The organism is Streptomyces sp. NPDC046876, from assembly GCF_040645035.1.
GTDB lineage: Bacteria > Actinomycetota > Actinomycetes > Streptomycetales > Streptomycetaceae > Streptomyces.
The window spans coordinates 1-18,595 of sequence record NZ_JBEYXK010000060.1; the positions used below are offsets into that span (position 1 = coordinate 1).

The 18,595-nt window shown below is 71.1% G+C and carries 12 protein-coding genes and 1 pseudogene; 6 read left to right on the forward strand and 7 right to left on the reverse strand.

Annotated elements, in window-relative coordinates:
- Positions 1-232 precede the first annotated feature (232 nt).
- Positions 233-424, reverse strand: coding sequence for a hypothetical protein (locus tag ABZ924_RS25925; RefSeq protein WP_361914339.1), 192 nt, complete (start codon positions 422-424; stop codon positions 233-235).
- A gap of 321 nt (positions 425-745) precedes the next feature.
- On the opposite strand from ABZ924_RS25925, the gene ABZ924_RS25930 reads away from it, so the two are divergent.
- Positions 746-4,348, forward strand: a complete 3,603-nt coding sequence (locus ABZ924_RS25930) for a hypothetical protein (RefSeq protein WP_361914342.1) — start codon at positions 746-748, stop codon at positions 4,346-4,348.
- A gap of 886 nt (positions 4,349-5,234) precedes the next feature.
- Here the strand turns inward: ABZ924_RS25930 and ABZ924_RS25935 are convergent.
- The 4 genes and pseudogenes from ABZ924_RS25935 to ABZ924_RS25950 all read right to left on the reverse strand — a co-directional run.
- Positions 5,235-5,420: pseudogene (locus tag ABZ924_RS25935) on the reverse strand (IS5/IS1182 family transposase); the annotation flags it as partial.
- Between the two features lie 579 nt (positions 5,421-5,999).
- Positions 6,000-6,443, reverse strand: a complete 444-nt coding sequence (locus ABZ924_RS25940; RefSeq protein ID WP_361914344.1) for a hypothetical protein — start codon at positions 6,441-6,443, stop codon at positions 6,000-6,002.
- 64 nt (positions 6,444-6,507) lie between these two features.
- Positions 6,508-7,278: a hypothetical protein gene (locus tag ABZ924_RS25945; RefSeq protein ID WP_361914347.1), complete on the reverse strand. Its 771-nt coding sequence runs from the start codon at positions 7,276-7,278 to the stop codon at positions 6,508-6,510.
- 465 nt (positions 7,279-7,743) lie between these two features.
- Positions 7,744-9,003: a hypothetical protein gene (locus ABZ924_RS25950; RefSeq protein ID WP_361914350.1), complete on the reverse strand. Its 1,260-nt coding sequence runs from the start codon at positions 9,001-9,003 to the stop codon at positions 7,744-7,746.
- A gap of 154 nt (positions 9,004-9,157) precedes the next feature.
- On the opposite strand from ABZ924_RS25950, the gene ABZ924_RS25955 reads away from it, so the two are divergent.
- Together ABZ924_RS25955 and ABZ924_RS25960 are read left to right on the forward strand one after the other, a co-directional pair.
- The gene (locus ABZ924_RS25955; protein ID WP_361914353.1) at positions 9,158-9,307 is read left to right on the forward strand and encodes a hypothetical protein; all 150 of its coding nucleotides are present in this window, start codon (positions 9,158-9,160) and stop codon (positions 9,305-9,307) included.
- 467 nt (positions 9,308-9,774) lie between these two features.
- A complete protein-coding gene (locus tag ABZ924_RS25960; RefSeq protein WP_361914432.1) occupies positions 9,775-10,401 on the forward strand; it encodes an HAD-IA family hydrolase in 627 nt (208 codons plus the stop codon).
- 20 nt (positions 10,402-10,421) lie between these two features.
- Here ABZ924_RS25960 and ABZ924_RS25965 read toward each other — a convergent pair whose 3' ends face one another.
- Positions 10,422-11,258 (reverse strand): hypothetical protein, encoded by an 837-nt coding sequence (locus tag ABZ924_RS25965; protein WP_361914356.1) that lies wholly within the window; start codon positions 11,256-11,258, stop codon positions 10,422-10,424.
- Positions 11,259-11,425: 167 nt separating this feature from the next.
- Between ABZ924_RS25965 and ABZ924_RS25970 the strand changes: the two genes are divergently transcribed.
- Both ABZ924_RS25970 and ABZ924_RS25975 read left to right on the forward strand, forming a co-directional pair.
- Complete coding sequence (locus ABZ924_RS25970) at positions 11,426-13,177, forward strand: serine/threonine-protein kinase (RefSeq protein WP_361914435.1); 1,752 nt, start codon at positions 11,426-11,428, stop codon at positions 13,175-13,177.
- Positions 13,178-13,649: 472 nt separating this feature from the next.
- A complete protein-coding gene (locus tag ABZ924_RS25975; RefSeq protein ID WP_361914438.1) occupies positions 13,650-14,897 on the forward strand; it encodes a hypothetical protein in 1,248 nt (415 codons plus the stop codon).
- 99 nt (positions 14,898-14,996) lie between these two features.
- Here the strand turns inward: ABZ924_RS25975 and ABZ924_RS25980 are convergent, their stop codons facing one another.
- On the reverse strand, positions 14,997-16,841 hold the full coding sequence (locus ABZ924_RS25980) for a transglycosylase domain-containing protein (protein WP_361914441.1): 1,845 nt from the start codon (positions 16,839-16,841) through the stop codon (positions 14,997-14,999).
- A 650-nt stretch (positions 16,842-17,491) separates the two neighbouring features.
- Here ABZ924_RS25980 and ABZ924_RS25985 point away from each other — a divergent pair.
- Positions 17,492-18,586 carry an amidase domain-containing protein gene (locus tag ABZ924_RS25985; RefSeq protein ID WP_361914359.1) on the forward strand — a complete coding sequence of 365 codons (1,095 nt, stop codon included), beginning with the start codon at positions 17,492-17,494 and terminating at the stop codon, positions 18,584-18,586.
- Positions 18,587-18,595: the final 9 nt, after the last annotated feature.

Consider the following 18,595-nt stretch of genomic DNA (forward strand, 5'->3'; position numbering starts at 1 on the left):
CGTGCGCGTCCACGCCGATGACGACCCCGTCGTCGGCGACGGGCAGCGCCAGCAGACACCACCCCACCAGCCGGCCCCCTGCGGGCGGTACGAAAGGGGTTGGAGACATCCCCGCACACGCGGGAGCCAAGGAGGCTCTGCTCCTAACGGGGGCCATCCCCGCACACGCGGGAGAACTCAGCAGAGGCCGAGGGTACGGCCTGCGGCCCCGCCGGGACCAGACCGGAAGGCGTCACCGCTTCCCGTCGCGACGCATCAGGATCGTCAGCGTTGTCCGGGCGTCACGCCGGCGCTGCGGGTTGGGGAAGAGGACGGAGGCGGCTGCGACCGTCGCGACGGCGCCTGTGTAGGCGAGGCCGGTGGCGGCGGACAGAGTGGCGGCCTCCTGGAGCACGGACTCCAGGACGGTCAGCAGGACGGACATGCAGATCCCCCTCGGGGCAGTCGCCCGGTGGTCTTCTCCGCCGGGCGCGGTTCCACAGGTATCCGTCCTCCGGAGGGTGTCCGGCGATGTCCGGAGAGCCGGACCAGTCGTATGTGCGCAGGTCAGAAGGGTAGAAAAATGATTCCGGAGAAGTCTTCGGAGAACAGCGGACCGAGCGGACCGAGCGGACCGAGCGGACCGAGCGGACCGGACGTCGACCGGGGGTCAGTTTTCGGGGACGCCCTCGGGAGGCTCGACGCAGCGGCGGGCGGGCGCCGGGTGTTGACGCTCAAGAGTCTCGCCGCTCTCGGGGGCCACGGGGTGAGCACCTCCAGCCTCAGCGAGTGGCTGCGGGGCAAGACCGTGCCCACGCCGGAATACGTCAGCTACGTGCTGGACGAGCTGATCCCTCACTTGGAGGACCACGCGGTAGACCGTTCGCCGGGCTACCCTCGGATTCCCAAGGGCTACTGGCAGGCTTGGCTCCGCGAAGCCCGAAACGCAAGCAAGAGCAGACAGGGCGGCCCGGGCCTCCGCGTGAAGGCAACGTCGCAGGGGCGTCTGCTGGGCGGACTCTCCCAAGCCCTCCGGGACGTCCTTCCCCTCGAGTTGGTCGGGAGGGAAGAGGAACTGGCCGACCTGGCGGCCTTCGCCACCGCTCCCGAGGGTGCACCCGCCTACATGTGGTGGCAGGCGGGCCCCTGGGCAGGCAAGACCGCCCTGCTGGCCTGGTTCGCCGCCCGCTGCCTGCCCGACGGGGTCGACGTCGCGCACTACGTCATCGCCGGGCGCTTGGGCACAGATCGCCGCGAGGGCTTCGTACGGGAACAACGGAAGCAGCTGACCGCCGGGGCGGACGGAAAGCGGATCCCGGCGGTGGACCGCAAGCGACCGGACCTCTACCCGCTGTACGAAGTGGCGGCGCGTGCCAGTAGGGAACGCCACCGTCGTCTCTTGCTGATCGTCGACGGCCTCGACGAGGACGCTGATGCCGGCCCGGACGGTCCGGGAATCGCGGGTTTCCTGCCCAAGGACCCCCCACACGGCATGCGCGTCATCGTCACCGGGCGGCCCAACCCGCGCGCTCCGGTGAGCCTGGCGCCGGACCATCTCCTGAGGGAGCCCGGCATCGTCCGCCGGCTGACCGATTCGCCCGCGGCACAGGCCATCCGGGACATGGCCATGGCAGAACTGCGCACCCTGCTGGCCGACCGCGACACCGGCCAACGTCTGCTGGGCCTGCTCGTCGCGGCGAAGGGCGGTCTCACCGCGGACGATCTGGGCGAGCTCATCGGCATCATCCCTTTCGACGTGCAGAACAAGCTCCGCAGCGTGGTCGGCCGTTCCATGGCACCCACCCGTACCGATCTCCTTCCACTCGACGCGCAGGCCGAGGCGTATGCCGAGGCCGGCCGGCAGACGTACGTCCTGGCTCACCGCGAGCTCCATGACACTGCACAAGCAGCCTTGGGCAGGCGCTTCCTCGCGGGGTGCACCGAAGACCTGCATGCCTGGGCCCGCGAGTACCAGGACGCGGGCTGGCCCGAGGACACCCCGAACTACCTCCTCACCGGCTACACCCGCCTCGTACGCGAGAGCAACAACCCCGAGCGGCTCACGGCCCTGATCCTGGACCCGCACCGTCAACTGCGTCTCGTCCAGCGCTCCGGCTCCGAGATCGCCCTCGCCGACCTCGACTTGCTGGCCCTGCCCGGCGCGGACCGTACGCCCACGCCGGCCGCGGCCGCGGCCGCCGCGGCCGCCCGGGACAGGTTGCTGGCACACGTACGGCCGCTGCCCGATTCCGTTGTACGGACGATCGCCCGGCTCGGCGACGCCCGACGGGCCAGGGCCCTGGCCGGCGCCTCAGGGCACTCCGCCGCCAAGGCCCTGAACATGGCCGCCGTGTCCCGCGTACTGCGGGGCATGGGACACGAGCAGGCAGCCGATGCCGCCCTGGAAGCAGGGCAGTGGGCGCGTACGGCGCTGCGGGAGGCCGGCCGCCACGGCTACGCCGCCGACGAGGGGGAGGCTGCAGCCGCGCAGGCAGCGCTCGCCTTGCTCGAGACGGGCCGGTGCGAGGAAGGTCTTCAGCTGCTCCGCTCCACGCGCGGGGTGGGCGCGGCTCGCAACGATGCCTGGGCGCAGGCCGCCCGACTGCTGGCACCGGAGCACCCGGACGCCGCCGCGGAGCTCCTGGACGAACTGGAGCAGCAAGCCGAGGAGCTGGCCGGCGAAGATCCGACTGAAGAGTACGCCGCAGCCGCCGCCGTTCAGCTCTGGGAGACCGTTGCGTCCGCGGCCCCCGGCCGCGCCGACCGCCTCCAAGACCGTGTCCTGGAGCACGCACGTGAGGTCTGGGACGGGGCGCCCAGCCTGGAGAACGCCGCTGTCGTCGCCGCCGCGGCCTCATTCGTGGCGCAGGCCAGACCGACGGAGGCCGAGCAGCTCGCGGATGCGGCCTGCCGACACGTCGAGACGGTGCTGCGCGCGGGCGCCGGCCCGCTGTCGCTGCCGGACGCGTTCCACGTCGAGTTCGGGTTCCGGCACACGCTTACTCTGCTCTCCCGGGCACTCACCGATGTCGGGGCACCGCCGGAGAGGGCCGCATCCTTGCCGAAGCTCGCGGAGTGGGTACTTCCTGCAGAGCCGGAAGACCGACTGGGGCAACTCGGCGTCCGGGATGAGGACGAGGCCGTCTGGGAAGCCGGAAGGCTCGCTGACGAAGCCTTCCGCCTGGCCGACCGGGGCGCCGACCCTGAGGCCGAGGCCCGCCTTGGGGAGGCACTGGCTCTCCTGCCGATGGCCGGGCCGGGCATGAGCCGCAGTCCCGTGTGGCTTGCGGACCTGGCGGCAGCGCTCGTTCGTACCGGCGCGGCCGCGGATGCCGAGTCGCTGCTGGAACTGGTGCATGCTCCGGCCGAACAGGTGCGAGCGCACGCTGCCATGGCCGCGGCCTACGCGGACTCGAGCCTGTCGGCCGAGGCGCGCCGGCACGCGCAGAAGGCAGTCCGAGCGGCAGCCTCCACAACCGCTCCCAGCGGGATCTGGGCCTACGCCGCGCTGGCCCTGGCGTGCGCAGGCGAGGCGGAGTCTGCCGTGGACCTCATCCGGCAGCACGGGCAGCCGGCCGACGGCAGCCGGCGGCTGGCCTGGCAGAAGACCGATCGATGCGTCCGCATCGCCGTGGCCGCGGAACTCGCGACTCTCCACCCACATACGTCGGCTGAACTACTGCTCCCGCTATTGAAGCGCCTGCGCGCCGCTCGCAACGCGATCCGAAGCCGTGGGGTGCTGACCGGGCTGGCCGAGCTCCTCCCAGCCGCTACCCACCTCCCGCCGCCTGAACAGCGACTGCTCCTCGACGAGTTGAGGGCGGCACGCACAGAGATGACGCGAAGCGGCTCGCAGGAGCAGCCCGAAGAGATCCTGGTGCACGCCTTCCTACGCCTCGGCGACGGAGAAGACCCCGGCCGTCAGTTGGACTGGCTGAGTTGTGACATGGCAAGCCGCGGATCGGAGCACTTCCCTACTGCCGCCCTGGCGGTGCTCCACGCGGCGCTGGGCGACACCGACACCGCAGAACGAGTGGCCGCGCTGCCCGCCGCCCCACAGCACCGTGCCGCGGCGCTGACCGCGGTGGCATCTCATCTCGCCCGAGTCCCCGTCCGCCCGCTCATCGGCCCCGAGCCGGCCCAAACGGACTCCTTCACCCGCACGGTCCAGCACCTGGCTCTGCGCGCCACCTCGAACGCATCGCCCGACAGCGTGGCGGCCACCAGGCTTCTCCACCGCACCCTGGCCACTGCCGGCTGGTTCCACGCCTTGCCGGTCCTTGCCCGTCTCGCCCCTGAAGCGGTTGCCGCCGTCCGAGACACGGCGGTCGTCCACCTTCGCGCCACCGAAAGCACCCAAACCCACTGACCAGGGAGCCCGTCGGCAACCGGGGCGGGACCGTACCGACCGAGGGAGTGGAGCCTCCGCCGCGTTCATTTCTGACATGCGCGACAGAGGTGGCTCGGCGGCTGGGTGTCGGAGACGTCGCCATGAAACCGAACAACCAAGCCCGCCACCTCGCCCATGCGGTGCGTAAGCCCCTGCTCGAATGTGCAAGTCTGCCTGATGAGTTGTTCGCCCCGTTGATGGCTGCAGCCGTATATGACCCGGATCCCAGCTTCTGCCGCTGGTTTCGTGGAGCCGGCGGTCTACGCGTTCGGACGTCGCCGTGTGATGGCGGCATGGGCCGAGTATCTGCGGATCGGCACGGATGCTGAGCGAGCGGGTGCCGTGCGGGCCTGGTACAGCGCCCATGTGCCCTTGCGCACAGACCGGTCCCCAGCCTACGGACCCGGCGGGGTACGTGATCCCGCTCTGGACGAGTCACAGGACATCAAGACCGCGTGGCTGGAGGCATCCATGCGGGCGTTCGCCGAAGCCACTGACCTTCGGGTGTGCCACCGTGTCCTGCTGGGCCTGCCGACCTCCCGCGCGGCATACCCGCCATCCCTGCACAAACCAGTTGAAAGCGCACTCGCATCCGCCCGAGTCCATCCGACCTACACATCCGTCGATGGGCCGCAGCAGCAGACCGCGAGGGAGTCTGAGAGCCGATTCTTGCCCCTCCTGGCAGTCAGGACATCCCTTGACATGGCAGGTCAGCAAGCCTGCTCCCGCATCCGCGGGGATGGGACGACCTGAGCCAGATCATGGCCGCCCACCGGCCGGCACCGCCCCGGATACAGGGCTTTTCAGGTCTTCATGCGAGCGAAGACGTGCTCGACCCGGGCTCGGACCTGCTTGTGGGACTTGTGGTGCGCCAGTAGGCAACGACGAGCAGGGCACGGTCCGGCAGGGACAGGCTCCAGGGGCGCCTGCTGGAGTGCTCGCCCGCGCCCTCACGCCGCACCGCGGCTATCAATTTGTTGAAGCACCGAGGGCTCAGCCCGGTAAATGGGGCTGTCCACGCCGGCTGCGCAGCCGTGATCACAGCAGTCACGACTGGATGGTCCAAACACCGCAGCGTCACGGTGCCAGCGCGTTGGCCACCCGGTCCAGGCGATCGGCAGACAGCGCAAAGCTGTTGACGGGGTTGCGGAAAGAGTGCGCGCCATCGTTCGGAGAGTCCGTTCTCGGCTGACGTCCAGCGTGCAGGGCCGGTAGCCCCTTGATCCTCCAGGAGAACAGCGGCGAGGGGTTCGGGGTCTTCCACACTGGTGCGGGCGCGTAGCGCGTCCGCCAGGCGGGCAACGGCATCGTCGGGCACCCCGTCGTCCCCGAACGCCGGCAGTAGGAGCAGCAGGCGGGCGTGCGGATCTGTGGTGCTGCCGCCGGGAAGCGCGTTCTCCGCGGCCGCGACGAGCTCGGGCCAGGACAGGCCCGGTCCCATGAAGTGCCTGTCGTCGCGAGCGAGAAGCTCGGCGCGGTCCCAGTCAGGATGATGGAGGAGTAGTCGGTGCCGGTGTCGTCCGTGAAGGTGCGGTAGACCACGTGCAGACGGTGATCAGCGGCGAGTGGAACCGTGAAGGTCGATCGCCGCGTACGCGGGGCCCAAACGCTCCGAATCACGGTCGGGTCGCTACCCGCAGTCGCCGAGGACGATCCCGGACGCTGCCACCGAGTACGCGGCGTACAGCTGTATGAGTTCTATCGGGATCGTCAGGACGCTGAACCACGCTCCTATATAGGTGATTACCCCTGGCCACGTTTCACCGGGCCGGATGCCGTACCGATTGCGGATGTGCTTGGCGAGCAGTATGCACACGGCCACTGCCGTCAGCCCGAGGGCCAGCCCGGCCCACGCGGCGACGTATTCAGTCGTCGGGAAGGGTGTGTGCCGGCAGACTGCCTGCTGTCGCTCGGCCCACGCGCTCTCGATGTCCTCCGTGTGCAGGGAACCGGCCGCACCGCCGGCGGTCATGAGTGGCACCAGCAGTGCCGCGATCACCGTTCCGGGCGTGACGGCGGGCTTCCCCGCGGTGGTGGTGGCGACGGTCGTGTCGGATGAGGGTGAGGTGGCCATCAGTACCAATTCGGTTGAGGTCGGACGATCGCGGCGCCGTGGGCCTTTGACGATCGTGGCCGGGTCACTCGAGGGCGACGACCTCGCTGTCGGCGGGTGCCCGGAGTTGGGTGACCGTCTCGAAGTCGTAGTAGGTGACCTCGTACGGCTCGGGGCCGGTCTCGGTCCGCTTCAGCAGATACGGGCGGCCCTGCGCGGCGATGTAGTCCGTGGCCGTTCCGCCGTTCGAGCCCGGGTAGGTGAGCATGAAGGCGGGCTGCCCGTCGACGGTGGCGGAGCCCCCTCGGGTGATGTGGAGGGAGTTGTCCTCCACCATGGTCGCCGGGTTGGACAGCTGGCACACGTACGCGGTGGCTTTGGCCTCCGAGTGGGTGGCGTCCACCTTGAGCCAGCGGTCGGCCGCCCGCTCGACCAGCAACTCCTTCTCGGCCTTGGTCCCCTTGAAGGCAGCCCGCAATGCATCCGCGTCATGCTTGGCGTAGACGACCTTGGGCGTGGCATGGATGTCCGTCCTGCCGAGGCCTTCGCCCTTGATGGTGCCCGCGCAGTCCACGTTGGCGAAGGAGAGCTCGACGGAAACGATCGTGCCCTCGCTGGTCACCGTGCCCCGGGCCTTCTTGAACGTGGCCGTCCGTGTGTACTCGGAGGCGAGCAGCTGGATCTCCGCAGGCGTCTTGTCGGCGTAAGGCTCCGTGCCCGCCGCCGTCGTGGACGCCGACGGCGTACGGCTGCTGCCGCCCGCAGCCGGCTTGGCCGTGCCGCCGCCGCAGGCCGTGAGGGCGACGGCGGCGGCGAGGCACACGCCGATCGAACCGACGTGGGAACGCGTGGACAAGGTGACCCCCTTGAGTCATGTGCAGGTCAAAGGGGGCCACGGTACACGCAGCCGCAGCACGGCCTGCGACGCGACCGGCGTCCCTCGGCCGACAGCCGTGCCCCCAGGCCCCTTGCGGCGCCCGCCACCGCCGACCGGCGGTCACGCCGATTGCTCTTCGCGCGGCGCCGGAGAGCCTGTCGCCTCTTGCCCCCGAACTGCCCTGCCGTCGGCCCGAAGTGCGGCATGATGCACACACGGGCCCGAAATGCCCGACCCCGAGAAAGCGCACAGAAACGACGCTCTTCAAGCCAAGAGTGCCAGGTCGCCGACCCCGATCCCCGCATGCGCGGGGATGACCCCTCGTGGGCGAAGTTCTCCAGCCGCACGCCGTTCTGCTCGGCGCACCGCGGGGATGGCCTGTCAGGTCGATCGGGGATCGAAGAGGCGGTCGGTGCATGGAGCGGGGGCGGGTGGTTCGGGCGGTCAGAAGCGGCTGCTGTGGACCGGGCCCGTGGAGTTCACCGGGGCTCGGGAGCCGGAGGCCAGCCAGAGCGGGGCGATGGCCGTGACGAAGTCGCGGAAGGCGGCGTCCCCGTCGGCGGGGCCTTCCCCGTCGCCCGGATCCGCCGACGGGTCCGCGGTGACGATGTCCCGGGCGATCTCCGCCTCCGGCCGGCTGTCGGCCGGGCCGCGGCCCTCGGTGCCGAGCTGCTCGCCCCAGGGCTCGGAGCCGACCTGGCGCTGGAGCGTGCTGAAGTCCGCGGGAACGGCCGCCGGTTCGGTCCAGCGGCTCGCGTGTTCGTACAGCACCTGACCGGGGGCACGGTCACGGAGCCCCGCCAGGACCTCCGGGTCGTGGTCGCTCAGGTCGTACGCCACGACGAGGGTGTCCGGGCGGCCGGGAGCGTACGGCTCCACCGGCAGGCCGAGCACCTCGGCCGCGGCCAGCGCCAGGATCCGGTCGGAGCGGCCGGGCAGTGCGCTCACGGCCGTGGGGCGGTGCCCGGCGATGTCGAGGGCCGTCGCGAGCCGGTCCAGCCCGCGGCGGCAGGCCTCGTAGCTGTCGCTGAGGTAGGCGTAGCGGCCGGTCATGACCTCGAAGCCGTACGGGGAGAGCGTGCCGAGCAGGGTGCCGGTGAGGGCGAACTGCCAGCCGCGCAGGTCCGTCCGGTCGAGCGGCGCCGTGCGGGAGGCGGCCTCGGCGCGGCTCACCATCCCGCGGAGCCGGTCACGGGCCCAGACCCAGGTGCTGTCGGCGGGCTCGGGCAGCCGGGCGGTGCGGTCGCGGGCGGTGGCGAGGTCGCCGGCGAGGAGGGAGTTGTAGGCCAGCAGGTAGCCGCCGGGCCAGGGTTCCAGTACGGCCTCGTGCCGGAGCAGCGCTTCGGCGGCCTCGGCGTGGCGGTCCTCGGCCTCGAACGCGGCGACGAGCTCGCTCAGCACGGGGCGGGCGCCGGGGGAGAGGCGCAGTGCCTCGCGCAGCGCGGGGATCGCAGGAAAGGCGATGCCGCGCTCGATGCAGAGGTAGCCGAAGTCGTAGAGGCGCCGGGCGTCGCCGGGCCTGCGGGAGGCCTTCTTCGCGGCGCGGGCCAGGTCGTCGAAGCCGACGGCCTCGGCCAAGGCGCGGACCTCTGCGGTCAGGTCGCGCAGCGGCGCCGTGTCGGCGAGCGGGCGCAGGGAGCGGACGGCTCCGGGTATGTCGCCGGCGCTCAGCAGGCGGTGTACGTCGTCGAATGAGTTCGTCATCACCGGTGATCATGTAGGGGAGGGGAGCGGGCGGCAACGGGATTTTCCGAGCGCGGTGAGCGCCTCCCTCCCGACGTGCACCGTCCGACGTGCACCGTGCAACCTGTACCGCGGGCAGCCGGGTAGCCGGGCAGCGACAGTAGGCTTCCGACACATGCCCCTCCTCGCAGCGGACGACGACGCGTTGATCAAGGCGCTGCAGCTTCGCGCATGGAACCCCGGCCTGTGCTTCGACACGGCGGCGGTCCCGGTCGCGTGGATGGCCGAGCGGTACGGCGAGGAGGCGGAGCGCAGCATCGGATGACGCCTCCCCGGACTGCTCCGGCGTGTCCACACCGAGGTCGGCGACGGGGGATTCGGCCCCGACGGCGGGCTCGCGTCGCTGACCGAAGGCAACCGGGCTCCCGGGCACTTCCACGACTGGCCGTGGACGGTCGGCGAACACGCACGCAACCGGGCGACGGGCGTGCCGCCCTGATGGCTCTTCCTCGCCGCCGGCGGCTGCACGATGGAGTCGCTGGCCGCGGTCGGCGGTTGGGAGGTCGAGTGGGGTGAAGGCCCTCACGACGGTCTGCGCTAGGCATCGGCCTCGCTGCAGGGATGGTTGCGGACCTGGGCCGACGGCGGCAACGTATGGGACGAATTCCTCGGCCACGACGCCGACCAGGACGCCGACCAGGACGCCTCTACCCGCTGCAGGCCTGCCGGTCCGCCGCTGCCGACGCCTATGCTGCGGTGGTGATCAAGCCGAACAAGCCCATTGAACTCGTCATGTTCGACTGCGACGGCGTGTTGGTCGACAGTGAGCGCATCGCCGCGCGCGTACAGGTCTCCCTCGGCGCCGAGCTCGGCTGGCCGCTGACCGAGGATGAGGTCGTGGACCGCTTCATCGGACGCTCACACGCCGCCATCCGCGAGCAGGTCGCCGCGCGGCTCGGCGAGGACACGGCCGTGATCTGGTCGGAGCGGTTCGAGCAGCTCCACCGCGAGGCCGTCGATGCGGGGCTGGCGCCGGTCGATGGCCTGCCGGAAGCGCTCGACGCGCTCAGCCTGCCGACGTGCGTCGCCTCCAGCGGCTCCCACGACAAGATGCGGCACACCCTCGGCCGCACCGGCCTCTACGAACGCTTCGCCGGCCGCATCTTCAGCGCCACGGAGGTCTCCCGCGGCAAGCCCGCCCCCGACCTGTTCCTGTACGCCGCCCGGCAGATGGGTGTCGATCCCGCGGCCTGCGCGGTGGTCGAGGACAGCCGGCCCGGCGTCGCCGCCGCCCGCGCCGCCGGCATGCGCGCCTTCGGCTACGCGGGCGGGCTGACCCCGGCCGGACGCCTCGAAGGCCCCGACACCGTCGTCTTCCACGACATGCGCGACCTGCCGACGCTCCTCGCTGCGTCCTGATACCGGCGGCCCCGGCCTGGTCAGCCGACCGGCTGCCGGGTCTCCGCGCGCACCTTCAGCGTGGTCTCCGCGATCCGGTTGAGGTCCACCGAACCGGGGGCCTGCTGGGCGAGTTCGGCACTGACCACGGCGACGCTGGCGGCGGTGTTGTCGTCCGCCCAGGCGCACATGGGCAGCGTGACGGCGGTCCCGCCGCCCTGGCGGGACGTCAGCACCTGGCAGGACAGCGTGACGTCCGAGCCGAGGGGCCTGATGTCCCGGACGGGCACGGCCACCGTGGCACCTTCGCCCTCGGCCGCACCGGCCATCATCTTCTTCCGCGCCGTCGCGGGGTCCTTGAACTGGCCGTACATCCCGGAGAGGGCGATGACGCCGGCCTGCGTCGGCGACTCGGAGGTGTAGCGGGCGATGGCGGGGTGCGGGTTGCGGACCTTGGGGTCGTAGGTGCCGTCGACCAGTTGCCTGCCCTTGGTCTGCGACGCGTCCTCCTCCAGCTGGTACTGGCCGCCCAGCAGGGTCTTGGGTACTGCGATCTTGTACTTGGCCTCGGGGAACCCGGCCCCGCTCGCCCGGTTCGCGGCCGCGGTGACGTTCTTCAGCACCAGTACCCCGACCGCGACCGCCACGGCCGTGGCCAGGCCCACCCACACGGGCTTCCCGGCTCGGCGGCCCGGCGGCTGCGGCTGCCCCCAGCCGCCTTGCGCCGGGTACGGGCCCGGGTGGGGGTACGGCGGCTGCTGCGGAGGGTACGGGTGCGGCCCGGGCGGCGGACCGTAGGGCTGCGGGCCGGCGGACGGGTGGGGCTGCTGCGGGGGCCCGTACGGGCCGGGGGAGTAGGGAGGCGGTGTCGTGCTCATGCCCCGACGCTACGTCAGCCCCGGGCCCCGCCACCGCCCGGGGCCCGGACTGCGTCCGCGGTGCGTCAGCCACGCCGTACGAGCCCTGCGTGTCCGGGTATGTCGGTACAGTCACCAACACCAGGAAGCCGGTTTCCGGCATACCGGTGGAACCGGCGGGGGTGGAGATGGAGCGCGGGGCGCTGATCGCAGGCCGCTACGAGCTGGTCAAGCGGCTCGGCCGGGGCGGGATGGGCGAGGTGTGGGCGGCCCGGGACCAGGTCCTGCACCGCGACATCGCGCTCAAGCTGCTCGTCCTGGAGGAGGGGGCCTTACCCGAACTGGCCCAACGCTTCGAGCGCGAGGCGGTCGCGGCCGCGCAGATCAACCACCCGAACGTGGCCGCTCTGTACGACCGCGGCGTGCACGAGGACATGCTCTTCCTCGTCATGGAGAAGGTCGACGGCATCCCGCTCAACGACCTCATCCGCTCCCGGGCTCCGTTGCCGCCCGGCGACGCGCTCGCGATCGCCGAAGGGATCGCCCGTGCGCTGACGGCCGCCCACCGGGCGGGCGTCATCCACTACGACATCAAGCCGCACAACGTGATGCTCACGGCGGACCACGACGTGAAGGTCGTCGACTTCGGGATCGCCGGCTTCCTGCAGACCGCCTTCAGCGTCGCGCACTCCTCCCAGCTGACACCTGCCGGTTCCCCGCAGTACGGCGCCCCCGAGCAGTTCCTCTCCGTACGGGGCGATGAGCGCTCGGACCTCTACGGCCTGGGCAGCGTGCTGTTCGCCATGCTCACCGGCCGGCCGCCGTTCACCGGGCACAGCGCCCTGGCCGTCATCCGGCGCAAGTCCGATGTGGAAGCTCCCCGATTGGACGCCGTGCGGGCGGGCCTGCCGCCGGAGTTGACGGCGCTCATTGCCGAACTCCTGGACCGCGACCCGGCACGGCGGCCCCAGACGGCCCAGGACGTGAGCGAGCGGATCGGCCGGCTGAGGGCGGCGGAGGCCCTTGTCCCGCCCGGGCGGGATGCGGGCCGCGGAACGCACGCCGCGGCACGGCCGCCGTCCTCCGCCGTCCGGGAAGGGGACCGTGACGTGCTGCTGGCCCGGGCGGCCTGCGCCATGAGGGCCGTACTGCGCCGGCGATCACCGCTGCCCACGGTTCCGGCCGCTCGCAGCATTCCGACCGCGCCCTCCTCCGGTCCCTTCCTGATCTCCTGGAGCGGCCGGGAGCCGCTGTCCACGTACGCGGCCAGACCGGGCGCGCGGAAGACCGCCCGGGCCTGGGTGGGCGCGGTGCTGTCGACGGCAGCGGCGGTCTCCTGCTTCTCCATCCCTCCCCACCTGGGACTCACCGCCCCCGGCGAGAAGGGCCCGTGGCCCGTCGTCCAGGTTTTCGGGGGCAGCGTCTTCTCGGCGATGGCGCTCTTCCTGTGGCCCCTGGTGGTCGTGCACACGCGCCGTGCGGTGCGGCACGGCCTCGCACGGATGGTCAGGTCGGGATGGGAGTTGGAGGTGGGGCCCAGTGGCATCGCGACCGTCAATGCCAGCGTCGGCAGGACGGAGTTTCCCTGGAGCGTGGTCCATTTCGTCAGCATCAGCACGGTCCGCGGCTCCCTTCCCCACCGCCGGTACACCGCAGTCCACGTCAGTCAGTACCCGGGCAGCCGGCTGCCGGTGATCCTCAGGCCGGCGGGCTGGCCGTACACCGATCCCGACACCCTCCCCGTCGAGCCCCACCAGAGCACTCCCATCTGCGTCCTGGGACCGATGACGGAACGTCAGCGCAGGCAGCTCATGGAAGCGCTGGCGGAGTTCGGAGGTGACCGGTGGGTCTCCGGCTTCACCTTCGCGACCCTCCCGCTCGACTCGCTCGGTACCCGCTCCACTCCCACGCCTGGAACCCTGGTGCAGCAGAATCGGTGAAATGGGCCAAAACCCGAGCGGCTCCCCATATCATCGCAGCTCAGCGAGCCTGCTCCCCGCCTCCGCGGGGATGGCCCCGCCATCCGGCACGCCGACCCTGCGCGGCTCCGCTGCTCCCCGCACCCGCGGGGATGGTTCTCCCGGCAGGCCGAGGGGGTGGCTCGAGGCGAGCTGCTCCTGATCTGGTGGGCGACTGCTGGGGTGTCCTGTTCGGTGGGATTGTGGGGGTTTGTTCTTTGCTGGGGATTCCGGCGCGCTGTGCGTTGGCTGTGAAGTGGCGGAAGGAGGGGGTCCGGGGTATGGGAGGTGTTCCGACAAGTTCTATATTCGTACGAACCATCCATGCGCGGCCCTGCTGCGGTTGATCAGGAGGGGTACGACCGCGATGGTCGAGACCGACGGCGCTCCCGGCGCCCCCGCGGAATCCCGCTCTTCCCGCAAGGCGCGCAGGAAGGCGCAGAACCGCAAGCGCCTGGGCGTCGGCGCCGCCGTCATCGCCGCGGGCGGGGTCGCGGCCACCGCCGCCGCCCTCGCGTTCGGCGGCACCTCGGATGCCGACGCCGCGCGCGACGCCCGGCTCGCGGCCCCCGCCTCCTCGGGCGGCGCGGCCGGCAAGCCGGGGGCCGGTAAGGGCCCGAAGGAGAACTGGGACGGCAAGGTCGAGGTGATCGGCGACGGCTCCACCTCCTACACCGGACCCCAGCCGGGACAGCTCAAGCCCGAGAAGCTCAAGCCCGGCGAGAAGCCGCCGCAGTTCGTGGTCTTCTCCTGGGACGGCGCCCTGGAGGGCGACGACCACCTCTTCTCGCACTTCCGCCAGGTGGCCCGCGAGAGCAAGGCCCACATGACCTTCTTCCTCACCGGCATCTACCTCCTGCCGGACGACAAGAAGACGCTCTACCGCCCGCCGCAGCACAACCAGGGCGCGGCGGCCATCTCGTACCCGACCCCTGCGCACGTGAAGTCCACGCTCGGGCAGCTGCGCGGCGCCTGGACCGACGGCAACGAGATCGGGTCCCACTTCAACGGGCACTTCTGCGGCCCCAAGGGTGGCGGGGACTGGAGCCCCGAGGAGTGGAAGAGCGAGATCGACCAGACGTACGCGTTCATGAAGAAGTGGAAGACCAACACCGGGTTCACCAAGGAGGCGCCCCTGCCCTTCGACCCGGACCGGGAGGTGGTCGGGGGGCGCGCGCCCTGCCTGGAGGGCCAGAAGAACCTCATCACCGCGATCAAGCCGTACGGCTGGCGCTACGACGCGAGCTCCTCGGGCGACTTCCAGATGTGGCCGTCCAAGCAGAACGACATATGGAACTTTCCGCTCCAGCTCGTCCCGTTGCAGGGCAAAGAGGTGCAGGTCCTCTCCATGGACTTCAACTTCCTCTACAACCAGTCCGGCGACAGCACCCAGGGCGACCCGGCGAAGTTCTCGGCCTGGCAGACCCAGACGCGGATGTCGTACATGAACGGCTTCAACCGCGTCTACAACGGCAGCCGGGCCCCGATGTTCATCGGCAACCACTTCGAGGACTGGAACGGCGGCATCTACATGAAGGCCGTCGAGGACGTGATGCGGGACGTCTGCCCGCGCCAGGACGTGCGCTGCGTGTCCTTCCGGGAGCTGTCGGACTGGCTCGACGCCCAGGACCCGAAGGTCCTGGCCCAGCTGCGCATGCTCGACCCCGCGCAGGCGCCGGACTGGAACGTCCTGATCAAGTAGCCCGCCCGGGCGGGTGGCGGGCCTGGCGGGCGGGGGCCGGCCGGGCCCCGGACCGCTTGGCCGGGCCCCGGCCCCGGCCCGCCCCGGCACCCGCCCGCCCTACTTGACCGCCTTGATGTAGTCCGCCCACAGGTCCACCGCCCGCGTGCTCCCGGGCGTCCCCTGCGGGTCCCCGCCCAGCCCGGTCAGCGGCAGCGGGATCAGGTCCGTCAGCGACATCCGGTAGACGACCACGGCCGTGGACTCCTGCTCGGTGCTGGCCACGAACCAGCCCGCCGCGTTCGCCGCCGTCGTTCCGGTCTTGCCCGCGGCGCCCGGGTGGGCCTTGGCCGCCGTCTTCGCCGAGCCCTCGGTGAGGGTCGCCCGCAGCGCGTCCGTCACCGCGCGGGCCGTCTTCGCCGACATCGCCCGCGTCGGCTTCGGCCCGTCCAGCGGCACCGCGGCGCCGCCGCGGGTGACCGAGCGCACCGAGTAGGGGTCGGTGTGCATGCCGTCCGCGGCGAAGGTCTGGTAGGCCGTGGCCATCCGGATCGCGCTGGGCGTGGAGTTCTCCCCGAGCGCGAACGTGGGGATCCGCGGCCCGAGACTCGCCCCGAGCAGCCCGGACCGCTCGGCGTAGGACTCCACCCGGTCGAGGCCCACGTCGAGGCCGAGCTGCAGCATCGGGGTGTTGATCGAGTCCGCCACGGCCTGGCGCAGGGTGACCTGGCCCCAGTTGCGGCCCCCGTCGTTGCGCCCCTTGACCACCTTGCCGCTGCGGTCCCAGTACGGGCCCTCGGGCGTCTGCACGGTCACCTGGTCGTTGCCGTCGTACGGACTGGACGGGGAGACGGGCGTACGGGCCTTGCCGCGCGTGCGCAGCACCCCGTCCTCGAGCGCGGCGGCGTACACGAGCGGGGTGAAAGCCGTCCCGGCGGGGATGGTCGTCGCATTCGACTCGTTGAAGCCCTGCTTGAGGTAGTCGGGCCCGCCGTACACGGCGAGGAGCCGCCCGTCGGGGGCGATGCTCGCCGCGCCGATCTTCGCGTACTTGTCCGTGTCGGGACGCTTCTCGGCGTCGAAGTCCTTCTGCGCCGCCTGGACAGCGGCGGTCAGGGCGGTCATGCGGGCCGGGTCGAAGGTGGTGTAGATCTGGTAGCCGCCGAGGTCGAACTCCTTCTCGTTGATGTGCCCGGCCTTGATCGTGTACTGCTTCGCCAGCTCCACCAGGTAGCCGGTCTGTGCGCCCGGCATGCCGGCCAGGGACTGGCTCGAGGGCTCCGGGAACGTCGTGTACGTGGCCCGCTCGGCCTTCGACAGCTGCCCCGTCTCCACCATGCGGTCCAGGATCCAGCTCCAGCGCTCCACGGCCCGGTCGTGGTTCTCCTTGCTGAGGGTGGGGTCGAACAGGCCGGCGCCCTTGAGGAGGGAGGCCAGGAAGGCGCCCTCGCTGGCGTTGAGCTGCGAGACGTCCTTGCCGTAGTACGCCTGGGAGGCGCGCTGGATGCCGTACGTGCCGCGCCCGAACCAGCTGGTGTTGAGGTAGTCCTGGAGGATCTGCTCCTTGCTCGTCCGGTTGTCCAGCTTCAGGGCGAGCAGGATCTCGGTGAACTTCCGGGAGAGGGTCCGGTCCTGGTTCAGGTAGGCGTTCTTCACGTACTGCTGCGTGATGGTGGAGCCGCCCTGGGTCTCGCCGCCCGTCACCGCGGCCCGCACCGCGCGCAGGAAGCCGGAGGGGGAGACTCCGGGGTCCGAGTAGAAGCTGGCGTTCTCGGCCGCGAGGACGGCTCCCTGGACCTTGGGGGGCACCTTGTCCAGGGGCATCTCCTGCCGGCTGACCCAGCCCGTGCGGGCCATCGTCGAGCCGTCGGCCCAGTAGTACACGTTGTCCTGCTGTGTGGCGAAAGAGTTGAGATCGTCGGGTATATCCGTCACGGCGTACGCGATCGTGACGAAGCCCGTCATGCCGATGAGCGCGTACACGCAGGCGCCCAGCCACTGGCGCCACGAAGGAACCCACCGGCGCCAGCCGCTGCGGCCCGGCCTCGGGTACGCGGGCCGCAGGCGGCGCAGCTGCGGACGCACGGCGGCGAGGGCCGGCGCCAGGGCCGAGAGGGCCGACGCGAGCGCCGTTCGGAGCGCCGGGGGGAGTCCCCAGCGCCGACCGGAATCCTTACGGGGCCGGCGGCGCGTGCCGGACGCCCTGCGGCGGCCCGACGGGGCGCCGTCGCCGCCCTCCGGGGTCACCTGACCGCCGCGTGACCGTCCCGTTCCGGACGTATCCTGCCTGCCCACTGCGAATGCCCCTCTGCCGTGCTTTTCCCGCACACCCTAGATGCACAAGCTGTGGGCCGTGACGGGTGGTGGGTCGCTTCGCGCCGGACCCGTCCGCGGCCGCGACCGGCGCCGGCCCGGCGGCGAAGCGGAGGCCGTCGGCGGCGTGCGCGGGGCGACTGCGGCCCGAGCGTAATCGCCGAAGCGGAACGCAAAGAAAACGTCGCCTACTTGTGCGAAGATTCCGTCCCCCGGTTCGTGTGGACCGGGTGACAAGGGGAAAAGTAGTGATACCAAAGAGGTTCAGGCTCGCCGCTGGTGCGGCCCTGACCGTAGCCCTGGTGTCGGGCAGCCTGTTCGCCTACTCCGCTACCGCGGAGCCCGGGCCCCACGACGCCGACCGCGCCACCGCCGACGCCTTCGGCCGCATAGCCGACGACGTGCTGTCGCAGCGCACCGACGCCCTCGTCGAAGACCAGGCAGGCCACCGCAATTCGGGGCATTCGGGGCATAACTCCTCGAAGGCGCGTCTGTCGGACCAGCTGAAGAAGGACGAGGCCGCGGCGATCCAGTCGCTGAAGTCCCGCAAGACGCGGCTGGCGGAGCTCGGCGAGGCCTACACCGATGCCGACACCACCGTCGCCGTGGACAAGGCCACGGTGGCCGGCGGCAAGGCGACCGTCCAGGTCACCGAGCACACCACGCTCACCTACAAGAAGGTGCGCGGGGACGAGCCGGCCAACACGGACTTCAAGACGAAGTACGAGCTGACGCTCACCAGCAAGAAGGGCGGGGCCTGGGAGCTGACCTCGATCAAGTCCCAGGACAGCGGTGTCGTCGCGGTCAACGAGCCCGTGGCGGCGGCGGTGGCGACCGTCAACGACGACGGCAACCAGTACCCGGACGGCACGCCCGCCTCCACCAAGTACCCCGCCCCGGCCAAGCCCAAGGCCATGACCGGCGGTGCCTACGACTACGCCGCCATGGCGAAGTACGCGGAGAAGTACTGGAGCAGCTACAACCCGGCGTACCGGAAGTTCAGCGGCGCCGGCGGCGACTGCACCAACTTCATCAGCCAGGCGCTGAACGCGGGCGGCTGGAAGCCGGTTCCCGGCTCCTCCTCGGACTACCGCAACTGGTGGTACGACAGCACCCGTCAGTCCGACTCCTGGGTCGGCGCGAACGAGTGGGCCTGGTTCACGCTGTCCAACCAGCGGGCCGCCAACCTGGCGAACGTCTACCAGGCGGACGTCGGTGACATCGTGCAGGTGGACTTCAACAAGGACGGGTCCAAGGACCACTCCATGATGGTGACGTACCGCAGCGGCGCCGGCATGCCGTACCTCACCTACCACTCCACCAACACGTACCGGAAGTCGCTCGCGAGCATCATCGCGTCCTACCCGAACGCGCGCTACTTCGCGTACCGCACCTGACCGGTGCCG